Source organism: Vibrio casei (assembly GCF_002218025.2).
GTDB classification, from domain to species: domain Bacteria; phylum Pseudomonadota; class Gammaproteobacteria; order Enterobacterales; family Vibrionaceae; genus Vibrio; species Vibrio casei.
Genome location: NZ_AP018680.1, coordinates 225,502 through 247,970 on the forward strand (window position 1 = coordinate 225,502; position 22,469 = coordinate 247,970).

The 22,469-nt window shown below is 44.4% G+C and carries 22 protein-coding genes and 3 pseudogenes; 8 read left to right on the forward strand and 17 right to left on the reverse strand.

What is annotated here, in order from left to right; translation table 11 throughout:
* Window positions 1-38 precede the first annotated feature (38 nt).
* The gene (locus VCASEI_RS01055) at window positions 39-314 is read right to left on the reverse strand and encodes a hypothetical protein (protein ID WP_162620995.1); all 276 of its coding nucleotides are present in this window, start codon (window positions 312-314) and stop codon (window positions 39-41) included.
* 139 nt (window positions 315-453) lie between these two features.
* On the opposite strand from VCASEI_RS01055, the gene VCASEI_RS01060 reads away from it, so the two are divergent.
* A protein-coding gene (locus tag VCASEI_RS01060; RefSeq protein ID WP_110957751.1) for an IS3 family transposase occupies window positions 454-1,604 on the forward strand; the annotation gives its coding sequence in 2 pieces (ribosomal slippage) (window positions 454-697 and window positions 697-1,604; 1,152 coding nt in all).
* Between the two features lie 25 nt (window positions 1,605-1,629).
* On the opposite strand, the pseudogene VCASEI_RS01065 reads toward VCASEI_RS01060, so the two are convergent.
* Window positions 1,630-2,667: pseudogene (locus VCASEI_RS01065) on the reverse strand (DEAD/DEAH box helicase); the annotation flags it as partial.
* A gap of 144 nt (window positions 2,668-2,811) precedes the next feature.
* On the opposite strand from VCASEI_RS01065, the gene VCASEI_RS01070 reads away from it, so the two are divergent.
* The 3 genes from VCASEI_RS01070 to tnpC (VCASEI_RS01080) all read left to right on the forward strand — a co-directional run bounded on the left by VCASEI_RS01070 (window position 2,812) and on the right by tnpC (VCASEI_RS01080) (window position 5,223).
* Window positions 2,812-3,186: a hypothetical protein gene (locus VCASEI_RS01070; RefSeq protein WP_110957753.1), complete on the forward strand. Its 375-nt coding sequence runs from the start codon at window positions 2,812-2,814 to the stop codon at window positions 3,184-3,186.
* The gene (gene tnpB / locus VCASEI_RS01075; protein ID WP_004393962.1) at window positions 3,183-3,509 is read left to right on the forward strand and encodes an IS66 family insertion sequence element accessory protein TnpB; all 327 of its coding nucleotides are present in this window, start codon (window positions 3,183-3,185) and stop codon (window positions 3,507-3,509) included. The genes VCASEI_RS01070 and tnpB (VCASEI_RS01075) overlap by 4 nt, the downstream gene beginning before the upstream one ends.
* Before the next feature lie 115 nt (window positions 3,510-3,624).
* The gene (gene tnpC, locus VCASEI_RS01080) at window positions 3,625-5,223 is read left to right on the forward strand and encodes an IS66 family transposase (RefSeq protein WP_102969847.1); all 1,599 of its coding nucleotides are present in this window, start codon (window positions 3,625-3,627) and stop codon (window positions 5,221-5,223) included.
* A gap of 68 nt (window positions 5,224-5,291) precedes the next feature.
* Here tnpC (VCASEI_RS01080) and VCASEI_RS01085 read toward each other — a convergent pair whose 3' ends face one another.
* On the reverse strand, window positions 5,292-5,762 hold the full coding sequence (locus tag VCASEI_RS01085) for a hypothetical protein (RefSeq protein WP_110957754.1): 471 nt from the start codon (window positions 5,760-5,762) through the stop codon (window positions 5,292-5,294).
* Window positions 5,763-5,865: 103 nt separating this feature from the next.
* Here VCASEI_RS01085 and VCASEI_RS01090 point away from each other — a divergent pair, with 103 nt between their 5' ends.
* Window positions 5,866-6,180, forward strand: a complete 315-nt coding sequence (locus VCASEI_RS01090) for a helix-turn-helix domain-containing protein (protein ID WP_110957755.1) — start codon at window positions 5,866-5,868, stop codon at window positions 6,178-6,180.
* Here VCASEI_RS01090 and VCASEI_RS19605 read toward each other — a convergent pair.
* The 13 genes and pseudogenes from VCASEI_RS19605 to VCASEI_RS19395 form a co-directional block, all read right to left on the reverse strand.
* Window positions 6,177-6,269, reverse strand: a pseudogene (locus tag VCASEI_RS19605) (transcription elongation factor GreB); the annotation flags it as partial. The gene VCASEI_RS01090 and the pseudogene VCASEI_RS19605 overlap by 4 nt on opposite strands.
* A 67-nt stretch (window positions 6,270-6,336) precedes the next feature.
* Complete coding sequence (gene tnpC, locus VCASEI_RS01100) at window positions 6,337-7,935, reverse strand: IS66 family transposase (protein ID WP_110957756.1); 1,599 nt, start codon at window positions 7,933-7,935, stop codon at window positions 6,337-6,339.
* Window positions 7,936-8,050: 115 nt separating this feature from the next.
* Window positions 8,051-8,377: an IS66 family insertion sequence element accessory protein TnpB gene (tnpB, locus tag VCASEI_RS01105; protein ID WP_004393962.1), complete on the reverse strand. Its 327-nt coding sequence runs from the start codon at window positions 8,375-8,377 to the stop codon at window positions 8,051-8,053.
* Window positions 8,374-8,748: a hypothetical protein gene (locus VCASEI_RS01110; protein WP_110957753.1), complete on the reverse strand. Its 375-nt coding sequence runs from the start codon at window positions 8,746-8,748 to the stop codon at window positions 8,374-8,376. The genes tnpB (VCASEI_RS01105) and VCASEI_RS01110 overlap by 4 nt, the downstream gene beginning before the upstream one ends.
* Before the next feature lie 59 nt (window positions 8,749-8,807).
* Window positions 8,808-9,227, reverse strand: a complete 420-nt coding sequence (greB, locus tag VCASEI_RS01115; protein WP_110957757.1) for a transcription elongation factor GreB — start codon at window positions 9,225-9,227, stop codon at window positions 8,808-8,810.
* Between the two features lie 18 nt (window positions 9,228-9,245).
* Window positions 9,246-9,869 carry a gamma-mobile-trio protein GmtX gene (gene gmtX / locus VCASEI_RS01120; protein ID WP_110957758.1) on the reverse strand — a complete coding sequence of 208 codons (624 nt, stop codon included), beginning with the start codon at window positions 9,867-9,869 and terminating at the stop codon, window positions 9,246-9,248.
* Window position 9,870: 1 nt separating this feature from the next.
* On the reverse strand, window positions 9,871-10,107 hold the full coding sequence (locus tag VCASEI_RS01125) for a hypothetical protein (protein WP_110957759.1): 237 nt from the start codon (window positions 10,105-10,107) through the stop codon (window positions 9,871-9,873).
* 223 nt (window positions 10,108-10,330) lie between these two features.
* Window positions 10,331-11,929: an IS66 family transposase gene (gene tnpC / locus VCASEI_RS01130; protein ID WP_102969847.1), complete on the reverse strand. Its 1,599-nt coding sequence runs from the start codon at window positions 11,927-11,929 to the stop codon at window positions 10,331-10,333.
* Between the two features lie 115 nt (window positions 11,930-12,044).
* Window positions 12,045-12,371, reverse strand: coding sequence for an IS66 family insertion sequence element accessory protein TnpB (gene tnpB, locus VCASEI_RS01135; protein ID WP_004393962.1), 327 nt, complete (start codon window positions 12,369-12,371; stop codon window positions 12,045-12,047).
* The gene (locus VCASEI_RS01140) at window positions 12,368-12,742 is read right to left on the reverse strand and encodes a hypothetical protein (RefSeq protein ID WP_110957753.1); all 375 of its coding nucleotides are present in this window, start codon (window positions 12,740-12,742) and stop codon (window positions 12,368-12,370) included. The genes tnpB (VCASEI_RS01135) and VCASEI_RS01140 overlap by 4 nt, the downstream gene beginning before the upstream one ends.
* 59 nt (window positions 12,743-12,801) lie before the next feature.
* Window positions 12,802-16,071, reverse strand: a complete 3,270-nt coding sequence (gene gmtZ, locus VCASEI_RS01145; RefSeq protein ID WP_110957760.1) for a gamma-mobile-trio integrase GmtZ — start codon at window positions 16,069-16,071, stop codon at window positions 12,802-12,804.
* Window positions 16,071-17,342 (reverse strand): gamma-mobile-trio recombinase GmtY, encoded by a 1,272-nt coding sequence (gene gmtY, locus VCASEI_RS01150; protein ID WP_238321376.1) that lies wholly within the window; start codon window positions 17,340-17,342, stop codon window positions 16,071-16,073. Before gmtY ends, gmtZ begins: the two co-directional genes overlap by 1 nt.
* Window positions 17,343-17,362: 20 nt before the next feature.
* On the reverse strand, window positions 17,363-17,500 hold the full coding sequence (locus VCASEI_RS19395) for a hypothetical protein (RefSeq protein WP_162620996.1): 138 nt from the start codon (window positions 17,498-17,500) through the stop codon (window positions 17,363-17,365).
* A 183-nt stretch (window positions 17,501-17,683) separates the two neighbouring features.
* On the opposite strand from VCASEI_RS19395, the pseudogene VCASEI_RS01155 reads away from it, so the two are divergent.
* The 3 genes and pseudogenes from VCASEI_RS01155 to envZ all read left to right on the forward strand — a co-directional run.
* Window positions 17,684-18,034, forward strand: a pseudogene (locus tag VCASEI_RS01155) (GreA/GreB family elongation factor); the annotation flags it as partial.
* Window positions 18,035-18,198: 164 nt separating this feature from the next.
* Entirely contained in the window at window positions 18,199-18,921 is a 723-nt protein-coding gene (gene ompR / locus VCASEI_RS01160) for an osmolarity response regulator transcription factor OmpR (RefSeq protein ID WP_086962269.1), read from the forward strand.
* Window positions 18,922-19,135: 214 nt separating this feature from the next.
* Window positions 19,136-20,464, forward strand: a complete 1,329-nt coding sequence (gene envZ / locus VCASEI_RS01165; RefSeq protein WP_086962267.1) for a two-component system sensor histidine kinase EnvZ — start codon at window positions 19,136-19,138, stop codon at window positions 20,462-20,464.
* A gap of 365 nt (window positions 20,465-20,829) precedes the next feature.
* On the opposite strand, the gene VCASEI_RS01170 is transcribed toward envZ, so the two are convergent.
* Window positions 20,830-22,191: a uracil-xanthine permease family protein gene (locus VCASEI_RS01170; RefSeq protein WP_162620997.1), complete on the reverse strand. Its 1,362-nt coding sequence runs from the start codon at window positions 22,189-22,191 to the stop codon at window positions 20,830-20,832.
* Window positions 22,192-22,469: the final 278 nt, after the last annotated feature.

The window sequence follows — 22,469 nt, forward strand, 5'->3', positions numbered from 1 at the left end:
AAACTCTAACTCGGAAATGTCCAAAACCCACATTATGTTTATGCGGAAGTAAAAGCCGAAATCACTCTCTGTTTGAAAACACCAAGCCTTAATTCATCATGTCTCTCTAAATCTCCGTAAGCACGATTTAATCGACGTGCTTTGTTTCCCCAAGATACTGATGGATTTTCACTGAGTTTGATGGGAAGCTTGGCTTGTTTAGCATTTAAGTGATTTGATTGATTTGGGAAGTCAGGTTCAGTTGGTTTTTCCATATGTACAAACAGACAAGAGTTAGGCACGTCTTGCTCTATTCGTTCAGAAAATTTAATCAAGTTTTGTTCTGCAAATGTGAAAAGCCAAGCTTGTTGGTTTATCAGTCCATTGACTCTGAGGGTACGTCCTAATACCTTGATCCGCACCAGCAGTTTTGGACACCGAGTTAAGTGAGTACAATCACTAACGAGGTGAACCATGACAAGCAAGAAAAAACGTATTATCCATTCCCCTGAATTTAAAGCAGAAGCCCTGAAGCTAGCAGAGAAAGTGGGAGTAGCTGCGGCAGCGAGACAACTGTCGTTACACGAATCCCAGATCTATGGTTGGCGTAAGTCAGCTAAGAGCGACACCAGCACCAGTCAGCGGGAAAAAGATCTAGCCGCTGAAGTTGCCAAACTCAAACGACAATTGGCTGAGCAAGCTGAAGAGCTAGATATAGTAAAAAAGGCCGCCACCTACTTCGCGAAAAACCTAAAGTAGATTGCTACGAATTTATGCTCGAACACCTGCTGTGCTTCAGAGTTGCCCGCATGGCTAAGGTGTTCGGTGTTTCACGAAGTGGGTTTTATTACTGGATTAAGCATCGCCACAAGGCCATCCAGCGCGAGGTAACTCGCCAAGAGCTTGATACGAAGGTCAAAGAGGCTTTTGATAATAGCAAAGGTCGTGATGGCTCAAGGCGCATCCAGAAAGAGCTGGCTGAGAACGGTGATAGCCGTAATGTTAAAACCATTGCCGCCAGTATGAAGCGGCAGGATTTAACGCCGAAAGCGGCACGTAAGTTTAAGTGTACGACGGACAGCAAACATAAAATGCCAGTTGCTCCGAACCTGCTGGCTCAGGATTTTAAGGCAGAGGCTCCGAATCAAAAGTGGGCGGGAGACATCACCTATGTTGCGACAAGCGAAGGCTGGCTGTATTTGGCGGTAATCATTGACCTTTATTCCAGGCAAGTAGTCGGTTGGTCTATGGATACCAGAATGACGGCAACTCTGGTTTGCGATGCGTTATCAATGGCCTTGTTCCGTCGAGGGTTCCCTGAGCAGGTTATCGTTCATAGTGACCGAGGTAGTCAGTACTGCTCAAAAGATTATCGAGACATCATAACTGCTTATAATCTAAAGCAAAGTATGAGTAGGAAAGGAAACTGCTGGGATAATGCTTGTGTTGAGAGCTTCTTCCATTCATTGAAAGTTGAAGCGATCCAGTATGAGCCGATCATGACGCGAGACGAGATGCGCCAAACGATCTTTGAATACATAGAGGTTGATTATAATCGGACAAGAAGGCACAGTGCTCTTGGGTATCTAAGCCCAGTTAACTTTGAAAATCAAAATGTCGCTTAATGAAGTGTCCAGTCTGGCTGGAGCAGATCACCTGTCTAAAGTACAACTCTGTTTTGACCGAACTCATATGACAACAGACTTGAAGTCGAGGAATATCTGTTCCTTCACTAATCATTCCAACACTGACAATCCACTGATCATCACTTTGACGATAGCGTTCAATTTCAGCTAAAGGTTCTTCATGACGGTAGGTGACTATTGAAACGGTTTGAGCATACTTTTGAGAGAGTATTTTTTTAACTGTTTGCGCATGCTGAACGGATGAAGCAACAACTAAACCTCCAGCGTTTGGTGATTGAATGCGGATTTCTGCGAGCTTTTTACAACCGAGTCCAATTAGGTACTCCATCGCTTCTTGATTGTGTATGACAGTTTGATATGACGTTTTGGTCTGTTTAATCATTTCGAGTATGGATGAAAACGATTCTACTTTTTCATCATTGGTTACTGAGAGGTGTTCGTTATCAACTAGAACCAAGTTCGGTGATTTGCAAACCTGGTCAGAAATCGCTTGCTTCAAGGTATATTGGTAATCAACGAGAAGTTGCCCATCAGGAGTACTGTATTCACTCATTACGATTGGTAGGGCATCTGAGCGCCACGGAGTTCCTGACATAGCCAATGTGTAGGTTGCTAGCCCTTGAATCTTTGTGAGTACTTGTTGTCCCCAAACATTTGCATTTTCGAGCTCAGAGCCAGAGCAATGGTGTATCTCATCAAAAACAACAAACACTCGGTAGTTACGTAAGGTTTGCCAGAAATCTTCGTTGAGAAACTGAATAGATTGGTACGTGAGTGACTGCCCAATGGAACCTAAACCACCGTTAAAAGTACAGTTGAGAACTTTTGAGAAGGTTCTTTTTATACCGTCTGATATTGTTAAGGATGGAGAAAAACATAAAACAAGATCAACCATATTATCCTTTAACAACTTTGAAGCAATAGTCGCTGCTAATACAGTTTTTCCAGCCCCAGGCGTAGCTTGGCAAAAAAAGTGGTGCTGTTTGTTTCTGTACTTTTTCAACGCTCTCTCAGAGCATTCTTGTTGCCATGTCCTCAACATGCGGTTGTATCCGAAGATATTGTATTAAGCACGTTTGTTAATACGTTCACTTTGCCAAGTAAATGGTGAGCTTACGGCAGCATAGCTCAACTTAACTCGCCAGCTCTGGTTTACTAAGTGCTTATCCAATATAAGGAAGGCACCATGCAAAACCAGAAAAACCTGATTCAGGCCACTGCTGACTTTGAGCACTGGCGACAAACCCGCATTAATAAACATGCCAGTATCCCCGATGAACTACGCTGCTTAGCACTCAAGCTGCTTGAAGAATATCCGATCAGTCACGTGACCAAAGCACTACGGATCTGCACCACCCAGCTCAATGACTGGCGCAAGCAACTTCCCGTTAAGTCGTCCGCTCCTGATTTTGTTCCGTTACAGATAGAGCCTGATTTACTACCTAAATCAGACCTGAGCCTTCAGCTCACTCTTCCTAATTCAAGTCAGATCTGTATCAGCGGCCTTGTCTCTCCTGACTTATTGCGAGCTCTGATACAAGAAGCAGGAGAAGTAAAATGATCCACCTGACTGCTGAGAGTAAAATCCTGCTTGCGACTCAACCAGCCGATTTTCGCTGTGGTATTGATGGACTCGCCGCCCTGTGTCGTCATCAGCTAAAACAGTCGCCTCGTAGCGGAACCCTGTTTGTGTTTACCAACCGCCGTCAAACCATGCTTAGAGCATTATGTTATGACGGCTCTGGCTTCTGGTTAATCAATAAACGCCTGAGCAAAGGCCGCTTTCAAGATTGGCCCCGTCATCACCAAGATGGGGTGACCCCTGTCGCCGCGAAGCAGCTTAAAGCTCTGTTGGTGGGGCTGCCTGGCTGGCAAAAAGTATGACCGTACGCACACTATTCCCCCTTAAGTTATCGATCCTCACGATCATGTTGACCGATCCCACAATGCTGGAATAATTGAGCGCATCAGCACTGCAAGCCAGCCGACAGGAACTTAAATGGCGCAAGACTTTACCGATATTGACAGCGAAGAGCTGGACGGGCTTATCCAGCGAGTGCACGAGGCAAAGGAGCACGACTTAGCACTGAGTGCGGAAGATTGCCACATCTTGTTGAAGGCATTAAAGACGCTGGCTGCCTTGCAAGAGCGTCTGTCTGATAACGATATCACCCTGCATAAATTGCGTAAGTTGGTTGGCATGGTCAAGTCATCAGAAACGATGGACACTCTACTCGGCCAGAAAAATAAGAAAAACAAAAACCGCGGTCAAAAACGTCCTAAGCCTAAAAATACCCAACCCAGCACACCACCAGTGAAACCGAAAGTCACTCAGCATAAACTGGACGATCTAAAGAAAGGCGATAGTTGCCCCGAGTGTCAAAAAGGCAAGTTATATAAATACGAGCCCGCTACGCTGTTGCGGATCACTGGGCAAAGTCCGTTCGTCCCAGAGCAACACGTTATGGAGCGGCTACGTTGCAATGCCTGTGGTCAGTACTTCACTGCCAAGTTACCTAATGACGTGATAAATGATGGAGAGCCAAGCCAGAAGTATGGTTACAGTGCCCGCAGCCTGATGGCTCTTCACAAGTTTTTTGCAGGTGCACCCTACTATCGTCAGGAGAGTACGCAAGCGCTGATGGGGATTAAACTGACCGCCTCAACCATCTTTGACCAAGTCGAGTTAGTCGCCAATAGCTTGCAACCCATTTATAACTTGTTAAGAGTGTTTGCCGCAAACGCAGAGCACTATTATTTAGATGACACGACCAACCGAATTTTAGACAAAGTCCCGATAGAAAAGCCGCAGAGAAATGGAACAAAAACCCGAGAGCGCAGTGGTGTTTACAGCTCCGGTTTAGTCGCGGGCTTAAAAGAGGGTCGTACTGTCGTGTTGTATCAGACCAATATCGGTCATGCCGGCGAGTTCATCGACGAGATTTTACATGACCGTGGCCGGACACTCGCGCCCCCGATATTGATGAGTGATGCCTTATCCAGCAACCGCCCATCGCTTGATTACGTGGTCGAACACAGTCTGTGCAACAGTCACGGACGACGGCAGTTTGCCGAAGTCCTTAATCAGTTTCCAGATGAAGTGGAGCAAGTACTACAGTGGTATGGTGAAATCTGGCGACACGATGATGAAGCCAGGGAGCTAGGACTTAACGCGGGGCAACGGTTAGCTTGGCATAAAAAGCTATCACTTCCGGTAATGGAGCAGATCCGAAACTGGGGTCAGGCCGAGCTGAACAGGGGAAATACAGAAGAAAACAGCGGGCTTGGTAAAGCAATTAATTATTTTACTAAGCATTATGAGGGGCTGACCGCCTTCTGCCGTCTCGAGGGAGCACAACTGGATAATAACCGAGCGGAGCAAGCACTCAAGCTAGTTGCTCGCAACCGAAAAAATGCCCTGTTCCATAAAACACAGGCTGGTGCGAGCATTGCGGATGTGATCATGGCGATGATAGCGACATCAGCCGAAGCGGGTATAAATGTGCTGGATTACTTTAATACGATACAGCGAATGGAAAGTGAAGTTAAGGCTAATCCACAACAGTTCTTGCCCTGGAATTATCAGTCCAATATCTAATCAAAACAGGCTCTGGCTTTCGGCCAGAGCCGCTTCTTAATACCTATGTACACTATCTTCTCGTAAGCTCACAGTAAATGTGCTGAATGCTCTCGTGCTTGTTGTAACAATGGTTTCAGTCTTTGTTCAAGTTCAGGAAAGCGACGATTGAGAGATTGGTATTCTTCGATCTCACCTAGGACGATCTCTAACTCGGCCTTGTATTCGTTTCGCTCATGGCGTAATACCGAGTAATCAGGAGTGGAGTTTAATGAGGAGGGTAACGCCTTTCGTATTGCTTTCTGCTTCACATTAATAGAGCGAAATAGGTCTGTTTGAAAATAACGTTTTTTACGTCCAACCCCTTCGCTTTGAAGCCAATTATTCTTTTCAAACCGTAAGATTTGTCGATAAATAACTTTTCTCGCTTCTTCCAAGTTAAGTTTAGCGCCCTCAATTAGAAGTGATGCATCTCTTAACTCTAAAACTGAAAAATCATCCATTTCTTTTTCAATCAATAATTTATACATCACTGCATTTATTTTATAAGAACGCGTCATATTTACTCTTTTCGAACCAAAACTAAGGATTGCTTAGTATACAGAAATAAGTAAAACTAAGAAAATCTTAGTTACTCTGGACTTTTCAATGTATGAATTATAAGTGTCGATCATTAATCCAATACCACTACGCCTCAAAGAAGCTAGAAACAAATCAAAACTCTCCCAAAAAGCTTTGGGAGTGCTTATAGGGATGGATGAAAGTTCAGCAAGTCCGCGAATGAATCAGTATGAGAAAGGAAAGCACACTCCTGATGTGCAAACGCTAAAACTGATTGCTGATGAATTAGGTGTGCCACTGAACTACTTCTTCTGTGAGGATGATAGTTCAGCTGAATTAGCATGTATAATCGCTCGAATGAGTGAAGCAAAAAGAAAAGAATTAATCCGACAATTGGCCAATTCGGAAGATGATTAAGAAAGCTCGTATGTAATTGAGTTTATCAGCCACTCTTTATCACCCTCCGGTGTTTTAACGACAAACTCATCATCAACTTCTTTTGTGAGCTTACGAGAAGATAGTGTACATAGGTATTAAGAAGCGGCTCTGGCCGAAAGCCAGAGCCTGTTTTGATTAGATATTGGACTGATAATTCCAGGGCAAGAACTGTTGTGGATTAGCCTTAACTTCACTTTCCATTCGCTGTATCGTATTAAAGTAATCCAGCACATTTATACCCGCTTCGGCTGATGTCGCTATCATCGCCATGATCACATCCGCAATGCTCGCACCAGCCTGTGTTTTATGGAACAGGGCATTTTTTCGGTTGCGAGCAACTAGCTTGAGTGCTTGCTCCGCTCGGTTATTATCCAGCTGTGCTCCCTCGAGACGGCAGAAGGCGGTCAGCCCCTCATAATGCTTAGTAAAATAATTAATTGCTTTACCAAGCCCGCTGTTTTCTTCTGTACTTCCCCTGTTCAGCTCGGCCTGACCCCAGTTTCGGATCTGCTCCATTACCGGAAGTGATAGCTTTTTATGCCAAGCTAACCGTTGCCCCGCGTTAAGTCCTAGCTCCCTGGCTTCATCATCGTGTCGCCAGATTTCACCATACCACTGTAGTACTTGCTCCACTTCATCTGGAAACTGATTAAGGACTTCGGCAAACTGCCGTCGTCCGTGACTGTTGCACAGACTGTGTTCGACCACGTAATCAAGCGATGGGCGGTTGCTGGATAAGGCATCACTCATCAATATCGGGGGCGCGAGTGTCCGGCCACGGTCATGTAAAATCTCGTCGATGAACTCGCCGGCATGACCGATATTGGTCTGATACAACACGACAGTACGACCCTCTTTTAAGCCCGCGACTAAACCGGAGCTGTAAACACCACTGCGCTCTCGGGTTTTTGTTCCATTTCTCTGCGGCTTTTCTATCGGGACTTTGTCTAAAATTCGGTTGGTCGTGTCATCTAAATAATAGTGCTCTGCGTTTGCGGCAAACACTCTTAACAAGTTATAAATGGGTTGCAAGCTATTGGCGACTAACTCGACTTGGTCAAAGATGGTTGAGGCGGTCAGTTTAATCCCCATCAGCGCTTGCGTACTCTCCTGACGATAGTAGGGTGCACCTGCAAAAAACTTGTGAAGAGCCATCAGGCTGCGGGCACTGTAACCATACTTCTGGCTTGGCTCTCCATCATTTATCACGTCATTAGGTAACTTGGCAGTGAAGTACTGACCACAGGCATTGCAACGTAGCCGCTCCATAACGTGTTGCTCTGGGACGAACGGACTTTGCCCAGTGATCCGCAACAGCGTAGCGGGCTCGTATTTATATAACTTGCCTTTTTGACACTCGGGGCAACTATCGCCTTTCTTTAGATCGTCCAGTTTATGCTGAGTGACTTTCGGTTTCACTGGTGGTGTGCTGGGTTGGGTATTTTTAGGCTTAGGACGTTTTTGACCGCGGTTTTTGTTTTTCTTATTTTTCTGGCCGAGTAGAGTGTCCATCGTTTCTGATGACTTGACCATGCCAACCAACTTACGCAATTTATGCAGGGTGATATCGTTATCAGACAGACGCTCTTGCAAGGCAGCCAGCGTCTTTAATGCCTTCAACAAGATGTGGCAATCTTCCGCACTCAGTGCTAAGTCGTGCTCCTTTGCCTCGTGCACTCGCTGGATAAGCCCGTCCAGCTCTTCGCTGTCAATATCGGTAAAGTCTTGCGCCATTTAAGTTCCTGTCGGCTGGCTTGCAGTGCTGATGCGCTCAATTATTCCAGCATTGTGGGATCAGTCAACATGATCGTGAGGATCGATAACTTAAGGGGGAATAGTGTGCGTACGGTCATACTTTTTGCCAGCCAGGCAGCCCCACCAACAGAGCTTTAAGCTGCTTCGCGGCGACAGGGGTCACCCCATCTTGGTGATGACGGGGCCAATCTTGAAAGCGGCCTTTGCTCAGGCGTTTATTGATTAACCAGAAGCCAGAGCCGTCATAACATAATGCTCTAAGCATGGTTTGACGGCGGTTGGTAAACACAAACAGGGTTCCGCTACGAGGCGACTGTTTTAGCTGATGACGACACAGGGCGGCGAGTCCATCAATACCACAGCGAAAATCGGCTGGTTGAGTCGCAAGCAGGATTTTACTCTCAGCAGTCAGGTGGATCATTTTACTTCTCCTGCTTCTTGTATCAGAGCTCGCAATAAGTCAGGAGAGACAAGGCCGCTGATACAGATCTGACTTGAATTAGGAAGAGTGAGCTGAAGGCTCAGGTCTGATTTAGGTAGTAAATCAGGCTCTATCTGTAACGGAACAAAATCAGGAGCGGACGACTTAACGGGAAGTTGCTTGCGCCAGTCATTGAGCTGGGTGGTGCAGATCCGTAGTGCTTTGGTCACGTGACTGATCGGATATTCTTCAAGCAGCTTGAGTGCTAAGCAGCGTAGTTCATCGGGGATACTGGCATGTTTATTAATGCGGGTTTGTCGCCAGTGCTCAAAGTCAGCAGTGGCCTGAATCAGGTTTTTCTGGTTTTGCATGGTGCCTTCCTTATATTGGATAAGCACTTAGTAAACCAGAGCTGGCGAGTTAAGTTGAGCTATGCTGCCGTAAGCTCACCTTCTTTTTTGAGTAAAGCTCGAGCCATTGGCGAATCGATTGAAATATAATCTTTTGCATCACCATAAATCTCTTCAGGGCCAACAATTCTGAATGTCTTAACATCACCGGCTTCATTCTCTATCTCAACCCAAGCCCCGAAGAAAACCTTTCCTTCTTGTTGAGGAGAATAATCGACGATGGTTACTTCAGGCAGAAACTTGCGAAGGAATCTCACCCGTCGGTCTATTTGACGAAGTAAACGCTTGTTTAGCGTGTAGTCAGCGTTTTCAGAGCGATCGCCAAGGCTAGCAGCCCATGTAACGATTTTGGTTATCTCTGGACGCTTTACATTCCACAAATGGTCATGCTCTGCTTTGAGTTTGTTATAACCTTCTCTGGTGATTAGTTTTGTTTTCACTTTTACAATCCAAATTATCTATAAGTTCTGTAGCGCCTTTTTGATTGCATCTATAGTCGCAACACGGAAAAAAGACTTTTGAGTATCACTCGAGACTATACTGCCATTTTTTCCAAGCTCCAATTGATGTCTGCGTAAAAACTCACTAGAAATTAGGTACTCCAATGCGCTTCGCTCCAGATCTGTTAGCTTAATTGATGCAGCAGAGACGTCGACATTATCGAATACTTCAATGACCTGATTGATAGGTAACACTTCATTAAGTAATCGTTCCGCTTCTTTTTTCTGAGCATAGAGAATGTTGGCTTGAAGCTTAACTACTGGATCGTCTAGTTCATCTATCCAGGCGTGCATCTTACCTTTTGAGGTGTTTCGTGCTTGCCTCGGTTTGTCTTTTATTGAAGAGTTGAAACTATCGATTAAGGTTCGGTACGATTCCCCCGTCTTGTTTCGGATGCTCTGTGCAGCTGGAACACCACGCCCTTTTCCAAGACGGGCAATCGTTGAATAACTAAAGTCACTCAATCCACGCTCTTGTTGCTCTTTACATATGGTGAACACGGCATTAAGTGAGTTCTGTACTCGAAATGATGCTTTCTTTTTCAGCTGACTCAGTACTTGTTCAGGGGTGATCTCCGACATACTAACCGATCCTTTTTAATGGTTTCGACTTCTCAAACAATTCACGAATTGTTTTTTCATCGAACTGGTCATCTATCGATAAATCCTTTAGGGTCAAGCTCCCATCCATGAGACGGTCAACGTTCTCCCAGCCTTTCAAACGTGTCAGCATTAACTCTGTTAACTGATTCCCCACTGCAAGCTGTTCTTCTTCTGACAGTAAGTAGAACTGTGGCTGAATACCGTTTTCGAACATCATTTTGTCTATCATTTGAGAGCGTCTGGTAACTGCTAGATCATCAGTACAACTATGGTACAGCTCAGCATTCGAGCACACCTCTGATAGTTGGTGAAAATTGCTTACTTCATCTAGCTCTACACCTAATGTAAATTCAGACGGAACAATAAGCGTGAGCTTACGAGAAGATAGTGTACATAGGTATTAAGAAGCGGCTCTGGCCGAAAGCCAGAGCCTGTTTTGATTAGATATTGGACTGATAATTCCAGGGCAAGAACTGTTGTGGATTAGCCTTAACTTCACTTTCCATTCGCTGTATCGTATTAAAGTAATCCAGCACATTTATACCCGCTTCGGCTGATGTCGCTATCATCGCCATGATCACATCCGCAATGCTCGCACCAGCCTGTGTTTTATGGAACAGGGCATTTTTTCGGTTGCGAGCAACTAGCTTGAGTGCTTGCTCCGCTCGGTTATTATCCAGTTGTGCTCCCTCGAGACGGCAGAAGGCGGTCAGCCCCTCATAATGCTTAGTAAAATAATTAATTGCTTTACCAAGCCCGCTGTTTTCTTCTGTATTTCCCCTGTTCAGCTCGGCCTGACCCCAGTTTCGGATCTGCTCCATTACCGGAAGTGATAGCTTTTTATGCCAAGCTAACCGTTGCCCCGCGTTAAGTCCTAGCTCCCTGGCTTCATCATCGTGTCGCCAGATTTCACCATACCACTGTAGTACTTGCTCCACTTCATCTGGAAACTGATTAAGGACTTCGGCAAACTGCCGTCGTCCGTGACTGTTGCACAGACTGTGTTCGACCACGTAATCAAGCGATGGGCGGTTGCTGGATAAGGCATCACTCATCAATATCGGGGGCGCGAGTGTCCGGCCACGGTCATGTAAAATCTCGTCGATGAACTCGCCGGCATGACCGATATTGGTCTGATACAACACGACAGTACGACCCTCTTTTAAGCCCGCGACTAAACCGGAGCTGTAAACACCACTGCGCTCTCGGGTTTTTGTTCCATTTCTCTGCGGCTTTTCTATCGGGACTTTGTCTAAAATTCGGTTGGTCGTGTCATCTAAATAATAGTGCTCTGCGTTTGCGGCAAACACTCTTAACAAGTTATAAATGGGTTGCAAGCTATTGGCGACTAACTCGACTTGGTCAAAGATGGTTGAGGCGGTCAGTTTAATCCCCATCAGCGCTTGCGTACTCTCCTGACGATAGTAGGGTGCACCTGCAAAAAACTTGTGAAGAGCCATCAGGCTGCGGGCACTGTAACCATACTTCTGGCTTGGCTCTCCATCATTTATCACGTCATTAGGTAACTTGGCAGTGAAGTACTGACCACAGGCATTGCAACGTAGCCGCTCCATAACGTGTTGCTCTGGGACGAACGGACTTTGCCCAGTGATCCGCAACAGCGTAGCGGGCTCGTATTTATATAACTTGCCTTTTTGACACTCGGGGCAACTATCGCCTTTCTTTAGATCGTCCAGTTTATGCTGAGTGACTTTCGGTTTCACTGGTGGTGTGCTGGGTTGGGTATTTTTAGGCTTAGGACGTTTTTGACCGCGGTTTTTGTTTTTCTTATTTTTCTGGCCGAGTAGAGTGTCCATCGTTTCTGATGACTTGACCATGCCAACCAACTTACGCAATTTATGCAGGGTGATATCGTTATCAGACAGACGCTCTTGCAAGGCAGCCAGCGTCTTTAATGCCTTCAACAAGATGTGGCAATCTTCCGCACTCAGTGCTAAGTCGTGCTCCTTTGCCTCGTGCACTCGCTGGATAAGCCCGTCCAGCTCTTCGCTGTCAATATCGGTAAAGTCTTGCGCCATTTAAGTTCCTGTCGGCTGGCTTGCAGTGCTGATGCGCTCAATTATTCCAGCATTGTGGGATCGGTCAACATGATCGTGAGGATCGATAACTTAAGGGGGAATAGTGTGCGTACGGTCATACTTTTTGCCAGCCAGGCAGCCCCACCAACAGAGCTTTAAGCTGCTTCGCGGCGACAGGGGTCACCCCATCTTGGTGATGACGGGGCCAATCTTGAAAGCGGCCTTTGCTCAGGCGTTTATTGATTAACCAGAAGCCAGAGCCGTCATAACATAATGCTCTAAGCATGGTTTGACGGCGGTTGGTAAACACAAACAGGGTTCCGCTACGAGGCGACTGTTTTAGCTGATGACGACACAGGGCGGCGAGTCCATCAATACCACAGCGAAAATCGGCTGGTTGAGTCGCAAGCAGGATTTTACTCTCAGCAGTCAGGTGGATCATTTTACTTCTCCTGCTTCTTGTATCAGAGCTCGCAATAAGTCAGGAGAGACAAGGCCGCTGATACAGATCTGACTTGAATTAGGAAGAGTGAGCTGAAGGCTCAGGTCTGATTTAGGTAGTAAATCAGGCTCTATCTGTAACGGAACAAAATCAGGAGCGGACGACTTAACGGGAAGTTGCTTGCGCCAGTCATTGAGCTGGGTGGTGCAGATCCGTAGTGCTTTGGTCACGTGACTGATCGGATATTCTTCAAGCAGCTTGAGTGCTAAGCAGCGTAGTTCATCGGGGATACTGGCATGTTTATTAATGCGGGTTTGTCGCCAGTGCTCAAAGTCAGCAGTGGCCTGAATCAGGTTTTTCTGGTTTTGCATGGTGCCTTCCTTATATTGGATAAGCACTTAGTAAACCAGAGCTGGCGAGTTAAGTTGAGCTATGCTGCCGTAAGCTCACCAATAAGCTGATAGTGATCCTCTGTGTATTCTTTAGGATTACGCATAAGCGTTTGACAGTTATGGATATGTCGGTGAATAGCATTCATATCTGAGAGGTACAAATCTAGTTTCTTCGCTCGTGTTTCAATTTCCGAGTTCAAGTGCATACGCTCCCCAACCAAATCATGTCTATCTGATTCCAAAGCCGACTTCTCTGAGCTGTCCACTTTTAACTTGTAAAGTTGGTGATCAATGATATCTATTTTTTCTGCAATATAATCAAGCTTCTGCTCAAGCGAAGTGTAACGTATAGACTGAGTATTTACGGCTAGGCTTATTTCATTGAATATGGCTGTAAGGCCAACCATAAAAGCAGGGCCGGTAATAAAAAATCGACATTGAAAGCAGTTCTGCTCACCCAAATAACCTGCTGGTACAGGGTGATATATGTTCGCTTTTGTGGCTACTGGACTGCCCCCTTGTGAACAAAAAGCACCTCCTACGGGGCAGATACCAAAGTCTTTCCATAAATAACTGGAGGCCGGCCGAGCATTGTCGAGTGAACTTAGTTGATCCACTGATGACCCTACCAACTGTGATTTAACCTCTTCAATTCTCTGCTGTTCCACAAACGATTTGAGCGTTTGTGTCGCTTTGCTCATCGCTTCCTTTTCTCCTAACTCCATTTTTTCTCGTAAGTTGGCTCCTGTTTTATCACTCTTGGTATAGTAGATAGTCATTATAATGCTAGAGTGACCGACCAGTTTCATTATGACTTCTAATGGAATGCCGAATTCATACGCGTATGCGTTAATCAAACTGACGCGCATTGAGTGGGGTGTATAAGGAGATTTGAAGTGTGAAAGCGGTATCGTTTGGCTTTTTTCTAACTCTTTAATCGATTGATTGTATTTTAATCCTTTGTAAGTGGCTGTTTTAATGTCACTCTTGCCAGAGAAATATAGTGTAGCTGCAAGCCGTGTCGTTAGTCTGCCAGCAAATGTGCCTGGCTCTTTTTCTAGAAAATCTCGGAATAAAAAGCAATTCGACCCTTTTTGTTTACGCTGAATTTCGTTTAGATTGGTGCGATCACAATCAATCCATTTCGTGGGCTCCTTAAGTGGATTATATTTCTGTTGCCACTTTCTAAGCTTTACCAACCAATATGCCAGCTCTATGGGCATGAAGGGAATCGTGTACCCCGAACCATCAAACTTAGTTTTGTTTGACGTGTAATGGACACCAAACTCTCCTTGGCCTGATTTACTTACCATGCTCTGCCGATTGGTTAGGCCAGCCAGCATAGTTTTATTTTTCTTCCAAACGACTTTACCATTCTTAAAGTCGGCGAGTTCTTGATCAGCCTCTCCAGAGTCGCAATAGACAATTTGCATCCCTCTCGCAGGAAGTTGCATGAGTGAGTACGTATATGTCCAGTATATTGGAAACCAAAGATAGGCTTTTCCATTTTCAAATTTGAAAACGCAATCAGGGTCGTTTTTATCTAGGAGAGAGCTATCGCTGATCTGTATCCAATCTGATGAAAAACGATGTAAATGAACCAGATCCCGATAGCTTAACTTTTTCTCTACAGAGTCCAATGGAAATATCCACTCTCTCCCTGCTTTTACATATTGATAGGGCAGAGCCATTTTGTCTGTTTCATTGACAACTTGAGGAACAGTATTTCCATTAAAATTGATGTGACTAAAAGGGTTTTTGGCGTTCTTGATATGAGTAATTTCTCCAGTCTCTGTGTCTTCCAAAATAAGATAATTCGAGATAATCCAATCTAAGAATTCATTGATTGAAAACGCCCATTTTTTTCTTCGTGTCACTGGTACCTGTTCAAACAGATTGAGCATTGGTTGAATGTTTGTCGAGCCACGTGTGAGAAACTCCAACGGAGATGTTTCAAACCCATTTGGCTCAATGTATTCACGAACAAATTCACATAAGTCTTTCGCTTTGGTATCTCCCCCTCGTGCAGACTTGAGAAACTCTTTTATCATCTCCGCCCACAAAGACCATTCATCAGTAAAGTATTTCACTTGAAACGGTCGTTTAACTCCCCAGAAGTCATAGGTGTTAGTCCACCCCTTTCCCTGATAATGCTCTTCTGGTTTTACTGGCATTCTAGGATCATTGGATTCCGCTCGAAGCTTCGCATATTCTGCAAGACTGAAAATTCCTTTGCTTTGAACCAAAGCAGCTAGTTCGTCATATCCATAAAGCCTTGGTATATCCAGGGCGTCATACCAATTGCCCCAGTCGGGTATTTTTTTTTCAGGTTTAGAGGGTAATTGAGGATAGTTCTTTTGTGTAACTCTGTATTGAGATGAGTTTTTTATTTTTAGAATCGCACATGCTGTTTTGAACTGTTTCAGGTTAGATATGTCTCTGACCAGTAAGAAATGGATCCAATCTACCCAGTCACTGGCATAAGTCTTATTTGGGCTTGAGGGAAGGCGATCATCTTCTTTGTAGCGCTGTTGATATTCCGTCTGCGATTGAATGCCTAATCCTATTGCGGCTTTGCTGGCCTCCGCGTAGGTTGGATATATAGACCGCTTCTCTTTGTCCAGAAAACTACACCAATCCACCCAGTCAGTGGCATAAGTCTTATTTGGGCTTGAGGGAAGGCGCTCATCTTCTTTGTAGCGCTGTTTATATTCCGTCTTCGATTGAATGCCTAATCTTATCGCGGCTTTGCTGGCCTCCGCATAGGTTGGATACCAAGGCCACTTCTCTTTATCCAGAAAACTAAACCAATCCACCCAGTCAATGGCATAAATCTTATTTGGGCATGAGGGAAGGCGCTCATCTTCTTTGTAGCGCTGTTGATATTCCGGCTGCGATTGAATGCCCAATCCTATCGCCGCTTTGCTGGCCTCTGCATAGGTTGGATACCAAGGCCACTTCTCTTTATCCAGAAACCTAAACCAGTCTACCCAGTCAGTGGCATAAATCTTATTTGGGCATGAGGGAAGGCGCTCATCTTCTTTGTAGCGCTGTTGATATTCCGGCTGCGATTGAATGCCCAATCCTATTGCCGCTTTGCTGGCCTCCGCATAGGTTGGATATATCGACCGCTTCTCTTTATCCAGAAAACTAAACCAATCCACCCAGTCAGTGGCATAAATCTTATTTGGGCATGAGGGAAGGCGCTCATCTTCTTTGTAGCGCTGTTGATATTCCAGCTGCGATTGAATGCCCAATCCTATCGCCGCTTTGCTGGCATGGTTTATAGTTTTGTAGAATTTTTTCATCAGTGAGTGCGCCTCATTTGCTGACGAACCTCGTCGTCAGAAGGTTTCAAGTAGACCAAGCAACTGTCAGGGTTTTTATGATGCATAGCTTTTTGAATTTCTAGTTGAGAGAAACCTCCTTGGCTTAATCTATAGCCGTAGGAGTGGCGATGTGCATGTGGAGTCGTCCCTAGCGATTTTGAAGATTCGAATCCGATTCGTTTAACTGCTCTACTGTGCTTTTGATTGAAATTTTTTTTACTCTCAGTATTACCTTTTGAGTTAACAAATAGGAAAGGAGATTCTGAAGCAGGTTTAGCCGAAAGATATTTTTGCAGTAATAGAGTGAACTCAACAGCTTTACTTGCGGGATAAAACATGATGTCAAAGGACAGGTTACGATTTGTAAGCAAAGGTCCTTTCCAGCCTGAGTAGAGTCTATGGCTTCTCGAATACTCATTACGTGGTTTCAGTCGATATTTATGTGCCAAATATTCACGTCGATTAGTGAAGCGTTCATCAGGAGACTTTCCGTCACTTGGGTGGTAAACAGAAATAATAGTAGCCCCTGATTGAGGATCTATTGATATATCATCGGTATATATGTGAAAACACTCTGACAGTCGTAGTCCACCGAAATGCATTAACATGACGATCAACTGACTAGCATAATCTGACTCTCCTGAAGCAGAAACAAACCCATGTAGAAGTAGGTCTTCAATTCGATCCTCTGGAAAGCGATATACCGCTTCGACATCAACAAAATGTCTCTGTGGACCACGAATTTTTCTAGTAAGTGAAAACTGATGTGTGGATGGTTTAGCTAAGTGATTCAGAAAGCTATGACTATGTCTTCTGTAATAAGCACACCATTGCAAACGCTCTTCTGCATGAGTAGCTTTCCTCAAGGGATTTAGCTTAGGCAAGTCAGTGCCATGAATAGTGTCGAGGTAGTCGCAATAATCCGTAATATGGTGAAGAAGAACATTTACGTCTTCATTTTTGCGAGGAGACCAGAACAAATTAGAGGTGTCTTGTCCATCTTGAATGGTTCCGAACTGTAATGCTTCAACAAAAGCTCTTAGTAGATCTGTAGCAGATGAGAAGTTTGATACTTGGCGCTCAATGAACTTTAAGAGAAGCTCTACAGCGAAAGTGTTACGTTCCAACCACGATTGAGATTTGTAGCGATTTTCGTGCAAAAATCTTAAATGAGAAATCAGTAAACCACTTTCAGTAAAAAGTGCAGGAAAACGAACCGAAGGCCGGCCTGTACCTGCTTTGTAGTTCACCCCACGCTTTATAACGAAGCTCATTTCTTTGTTTGTTCGAAGTCATTCTGATTTTCTTGCGCATCAGTGTTGAGGAAAGCTTCTTCTGCATACCACTCTCTTGCTGACTTTATCTTCAGCTTACTTGCTTGCTCATAGTTCCAATAAAATTTAGACATTCAGCTCTTTCCTCGGAGTTCACAGAATTCAACTAATACTAAGGAATACTTAACATACTACTTAGTATATAGTTGATGGTTCTTACTAATTCAAGTTATTCAGTTATAAAAGCAAGCCAGCTTAATGTCAGATATTTATAAGTAGTATTGCAGCTATTAGTATGTTTTTAAGAGTAGAACTAATATCAATATAATAAGCGTTTGCTGAGACAAATTGATCGACGCGTTCGTTTTTTACGTAAGTTTCTACCCGAGGTGACGGTTGTTGATTACTCACCGCAACAAGAAGGAAAGGTGTTTTTTGGAGCCTGGGTGGAAATTGAAAACGAAGCGGGTGATATCAAAAAGTTTCGAATTGTTGGCCCTGAAGAAATTTATGGTGATGCGAAAGATTATATTTCGATTGATTCTCCAATGGCGCGTGCATTATTGAAAAAAGAAGTCGATGACGAAGTGGTCGTGAAAACTCCTGATGGTGATAAAGAATGGTTTATCAATCATATTTGTTATGAAAAGCCATCAATTGATGAATAACTCGCATACTTAAAGCTACCCTTCAGATAAGGCATAGAAAAAGGGTATGCATTTGTTACAAATATGAAGTTAATTAAAGACAATACCCTTAGTTATTCAGTATTCTGAAGGTAATTTGTGGTTGGGTAGTTTTTACCCGTAAAGACTGAAAAAGGAATAAATGGATGCAACAAGAAAATTATAAAATTTTAGTGGTTGATGACGATGCTCGTCTGCGTTCATTGCTCGAGCGTTACTTATCGGAGCAAGGCTTTCAAGTTCGTAGTGTCGCTAATTCTGAACAAATGGATCGCTTATTGACACGTGAAAATTTTCACTTAATGGTGCTCGATTTAATGTTACCAGGTGAAGATGGTTTGTCGATTTGTCGTCGCTTACGCAAAGATAACAATCAACTTCCTATTGTGATGTTGACGGCGAAAGGCGATGAGATCGATCGTATTGTTGGTCTTGAAGTCGGTGCGGATGATTACTTACCAAAACCATTTAACCCACGTGAGCTACTTGCGCGTTTACGTGCTGTTCTTCGTCGTCAATCGGTTGAAGCGCCGGGAGCGCCCAGTTCAGATGAAGAAATCGTTAACTTTGGTGAATTTACTTTAAATCTCGGAACTCGTGAAATGTTCCGCGGCGAAGAGCCTATGCCACTTACCTCGGGTGAGTTTGCGGTATTGAAGATTCTCGTGACGCATGCACGTACACCGATGTCTCGTGATAAGTTAATGAACATGGCGCGTGGGCGAGAATATTCTGCAATGGAACGTTCAATTGATGTGCAAATTTCTCGTTTGCGTCGTATGTTAGAAGAAGATCCAAGCCACCCACGTTATATTCAAACGGTGTGGGGGCTAGGTTATGTCTTCGTTCCTGATGGGAAGAAGGTCTAATTGCGAGAGTTATATTTGAAAATGAAAGTTTGATAATAGAGCTTTGATATAATTTGCTATAAATCGTCATCCCGGATTTATATCAGCATGCTGTGAATAGATTCCTGCTTTCGCTTAGGCTCGGCAGGAATTACGTTTTTTTGTTAGGATATTGCTCGCTTCCAAATAGTCACGAGCCACACACGTACTTTCAACAGTTAAACCGGACCCGCCTATGCTTCGCTTTCGCAGTTCACGAACTCAAACAGTATTCTTCTTGGTGGTGTTATTGATTGCCAGCCAAGTATTGTCTTATCTTATTGTGTTTAATTACGCTTTATTACCGAGTTTAAAGCAGTTCAACCGCATTCTTTCTCATGAAGTCAAAGTGATGCTGGATGAAGAAGTGATGCTCAAAACAACCGATAATGATGAACGACCATTTAGGCGTGAATTATTAGCGGAGCTTGGCGTGTCTATTTACCCTGAAAATGCGCCTGAATCACAAGAGTTTTTTTATGCTTCGGCTATCGACTTCTTGAGTGAAGAGATGAGTGAACAAGTGGGATCACCGACTCAAGTACGCTTGATTTTAGGGGATGAAAGCTATGTGTTATGGCTGAAAATTGACGCCATGCCAAATAGACTTATTCGAATTCCATTAACGGAGCTGAAAGAAAAAGATTTTGCTCCGTTATTTCGTAATAGTTTATTGATCGCTTTATTGCTGATCGCTGGAATGTGGTTCTTCATTCGTTTGCAAAATCGACCTTTGGTGGCATTGGAAGCAGCAGCAAAGAAAGTGGGTAAAGGGGAAATTCCTGAGCCAGTTCCAGAGCGAGGGGCTTCGGAAATTTTAGCTGTGACGAAAGCTTTTAACCAAATGGCCAAAGGCATTCAAGCATTAGAAGAAGATCGCGCTTTATTGATGTCGGGGATCAGCCATGACTTACGCACTCCGCTAACTCGCATTCGTTTAGCCACCGAAATGATGTCACCACAAGATGACTACTTAGCAGAGAGTATGATTAAGGACACAGAAGAGTGCAATGATATTATTGGTCAATTTATGGATTACCTTAAACCGGCTCAAATTGGTAATCATGATGCGGTTGATCTCAACCAAATTGTGTCAGATGTGGTAACGGCTGAAAAAGATAAACACGATATCGATTTTGAATTGATGATAACCAAAGAGTTGCGTGATGGTTTAGGGGAAGCGGTTGCTTTAAAACGTGTGGTATCGAATTTGGTGGTTAACGCGATTCGTTATGGTAATGGTTGGATTAAACTGTCGACAGGCATCACTGCGGACAACAAACTGGTTTGGGTTGCGGTTGAAGACAATGGCCCGGGGATTGATAAGAGCCAATTAGAATCCTTGTTTGAACCGTTTACACGTGGTGATACCGCGCGTGGAAGCAGTGAAGGCGCTGGATTAGGGCTTGCGATTGTCAAACGTATTGTGAGTCAGCACCAAGGTTTGATTGTCGTAACTAATCGTAGTGAGGGGGGGTTGAAAGTTCAGATCAGTATTCCAACTGCGAAGAAGAAAAAGGGGTAGAAGTAGAAAATGAGTTCCTAGTCCCTAGTTTTAGGAAAAGTTGTCATCCCGGAAACGAGGGACGAGTTATCCGGGATCTATTTACAGCGTGCTTTAAGTCGATCCCTGATGTCGCCTTGCGGCTCCTCAGGGATGACGATTTTTTTGAAATTAGAACGGTGTTGCCGGTTCTATTTTTCCCTAAAAACGAGCAGTACCCTAGCTGTCGCCTTGCGGCTTCTCAGGGAGGACGATTTTTTTGAAATTAGAATGGTGTTGCTGGTTCTATTTTTACCTAAAAACGAGCAGCGAAGCGCCCGATAATCGAGATTCGCTCCGCTCCTCGTGACACGAAGTGGAGCGCACTCGGATTCCGTTATCGCTCTTTAATCTTCTTTGCTCGCCGGTAATATCATACTCAGCAATATCGCGGTAATACCGCCTGCAGCCACACCCGATGAGAAAATACTCTTAATAAACTCCGGCATAAATTGCAGAATCTCTGGTTTTTGCGCAATGCCTAGTCCCATCGAGAATGACAGCGCCATGATTAAAATCGCGCGGCGATCTAAATCAACACGAGAAATGATACGTACCCCAGCCGCGGCAATGGTACCGAACATTACTATGGTCGCGCCGCCAAGTACGGGTTCTGGAATTAACTGCACAAAACTTGCTACGCCCGGAAATAATCCCAGAATGATCAGCATGCCAGAAATAAAGTAACCAACATAACGACTCGCCACACCGGTTAGCATAATGATGCCGTTGTTTTGGCTAAAGGTTGAGTTAGGAAAGCTGTTGAAGAGCGCGGCAATGGCAGAGTTTAAACCGTCGGCCAATACGCCACCTTTGATACGTTTTAGATAAATAGGGCCATCAACTGGCTCACCGGAAACCTCTGAAGTTGCAGTGATATCGCCAATCGCTTCTAGTGCGGTGATAAGGAAAATCAGCACTAAAGGAATAAATAGCGACCAATCAAAGCCTAGACCGAATTGCATTGGAATCGGCAAAGCAATCACCTTTGTTTGTGTGGTTTGGCTAAGATCCAACATGCCCATGAAATAAGCCACAATACAGCCGACAAACATCGCAATCACAATAGATGCTACGCGTAAATACGGGTTTTTCGCTCGGTTTAAAATCACGATTAGACCTAACACTACACCGGCAAGTGCTAGGTTATCTAAACTGCCGAAGGTGTTGTTTTCCATTGCGCCATAGCCACCACCAATTGAGACCAAGCCAATTTGGATTAGTGTTAAACCAATTAATGTTACCACGATGCCCGACACCAGTGGGGTAATGATTTTTTGTGCGTACTGCAAAATGCGAGATAAGAAAATTTCTGCACTAGAGGCGACCAAGATAGTGCCGAAAATCGCCGCCATCATGGTTTCAATCGAAGCGCCGCCAGCTTTTAATGATAATCCTGCACCAATGATCGGTCCTAGAAAGTTAAAGCTAGTGCCTTGAATGGAAAGTAAACCGGACCCAATCGGGCCAATAGTGCGGATTTGAATAAAGGAACAAATACCAGAAGCAAACAAAGACATACTGATGATGGTATTGGTTTGCTCGGCAGGAACCCCTAAAGATTGGCAAATAATAAGGGAAGGGGTGATGACCGCGACAAACATTGCAAGTAAGTGTTGTAGAGCGGCAAAAACGGTTTGAGGCAAGGGGGGACGATCATTTAATTGATAAACCAGTTCCATAGGTCGTGAAGTATGCGGGGCAGTCATAATCTTCCTTATAATCCAAATATTTGTTGACTGATACGTCAAGAATTTTGCGCATATTATAAGAATTTGAATAAATAAAGCAAACGTTTGCGCGTGACGGGGGGAACTGAGCTATGGGAACGACGCTCAGGAGCCGAAAAGAGGTTATGGGTCTCGGTTGTCGGCTGTTTCACTTCCCCGTGGATCGGAAGAAAAGTAAATGTACTATCAGAGATTGATTCAGTAGGAAAAATTGTCATCCCAGAAACGAGGGGCGAGTTATCAGGGATCTACAGCAT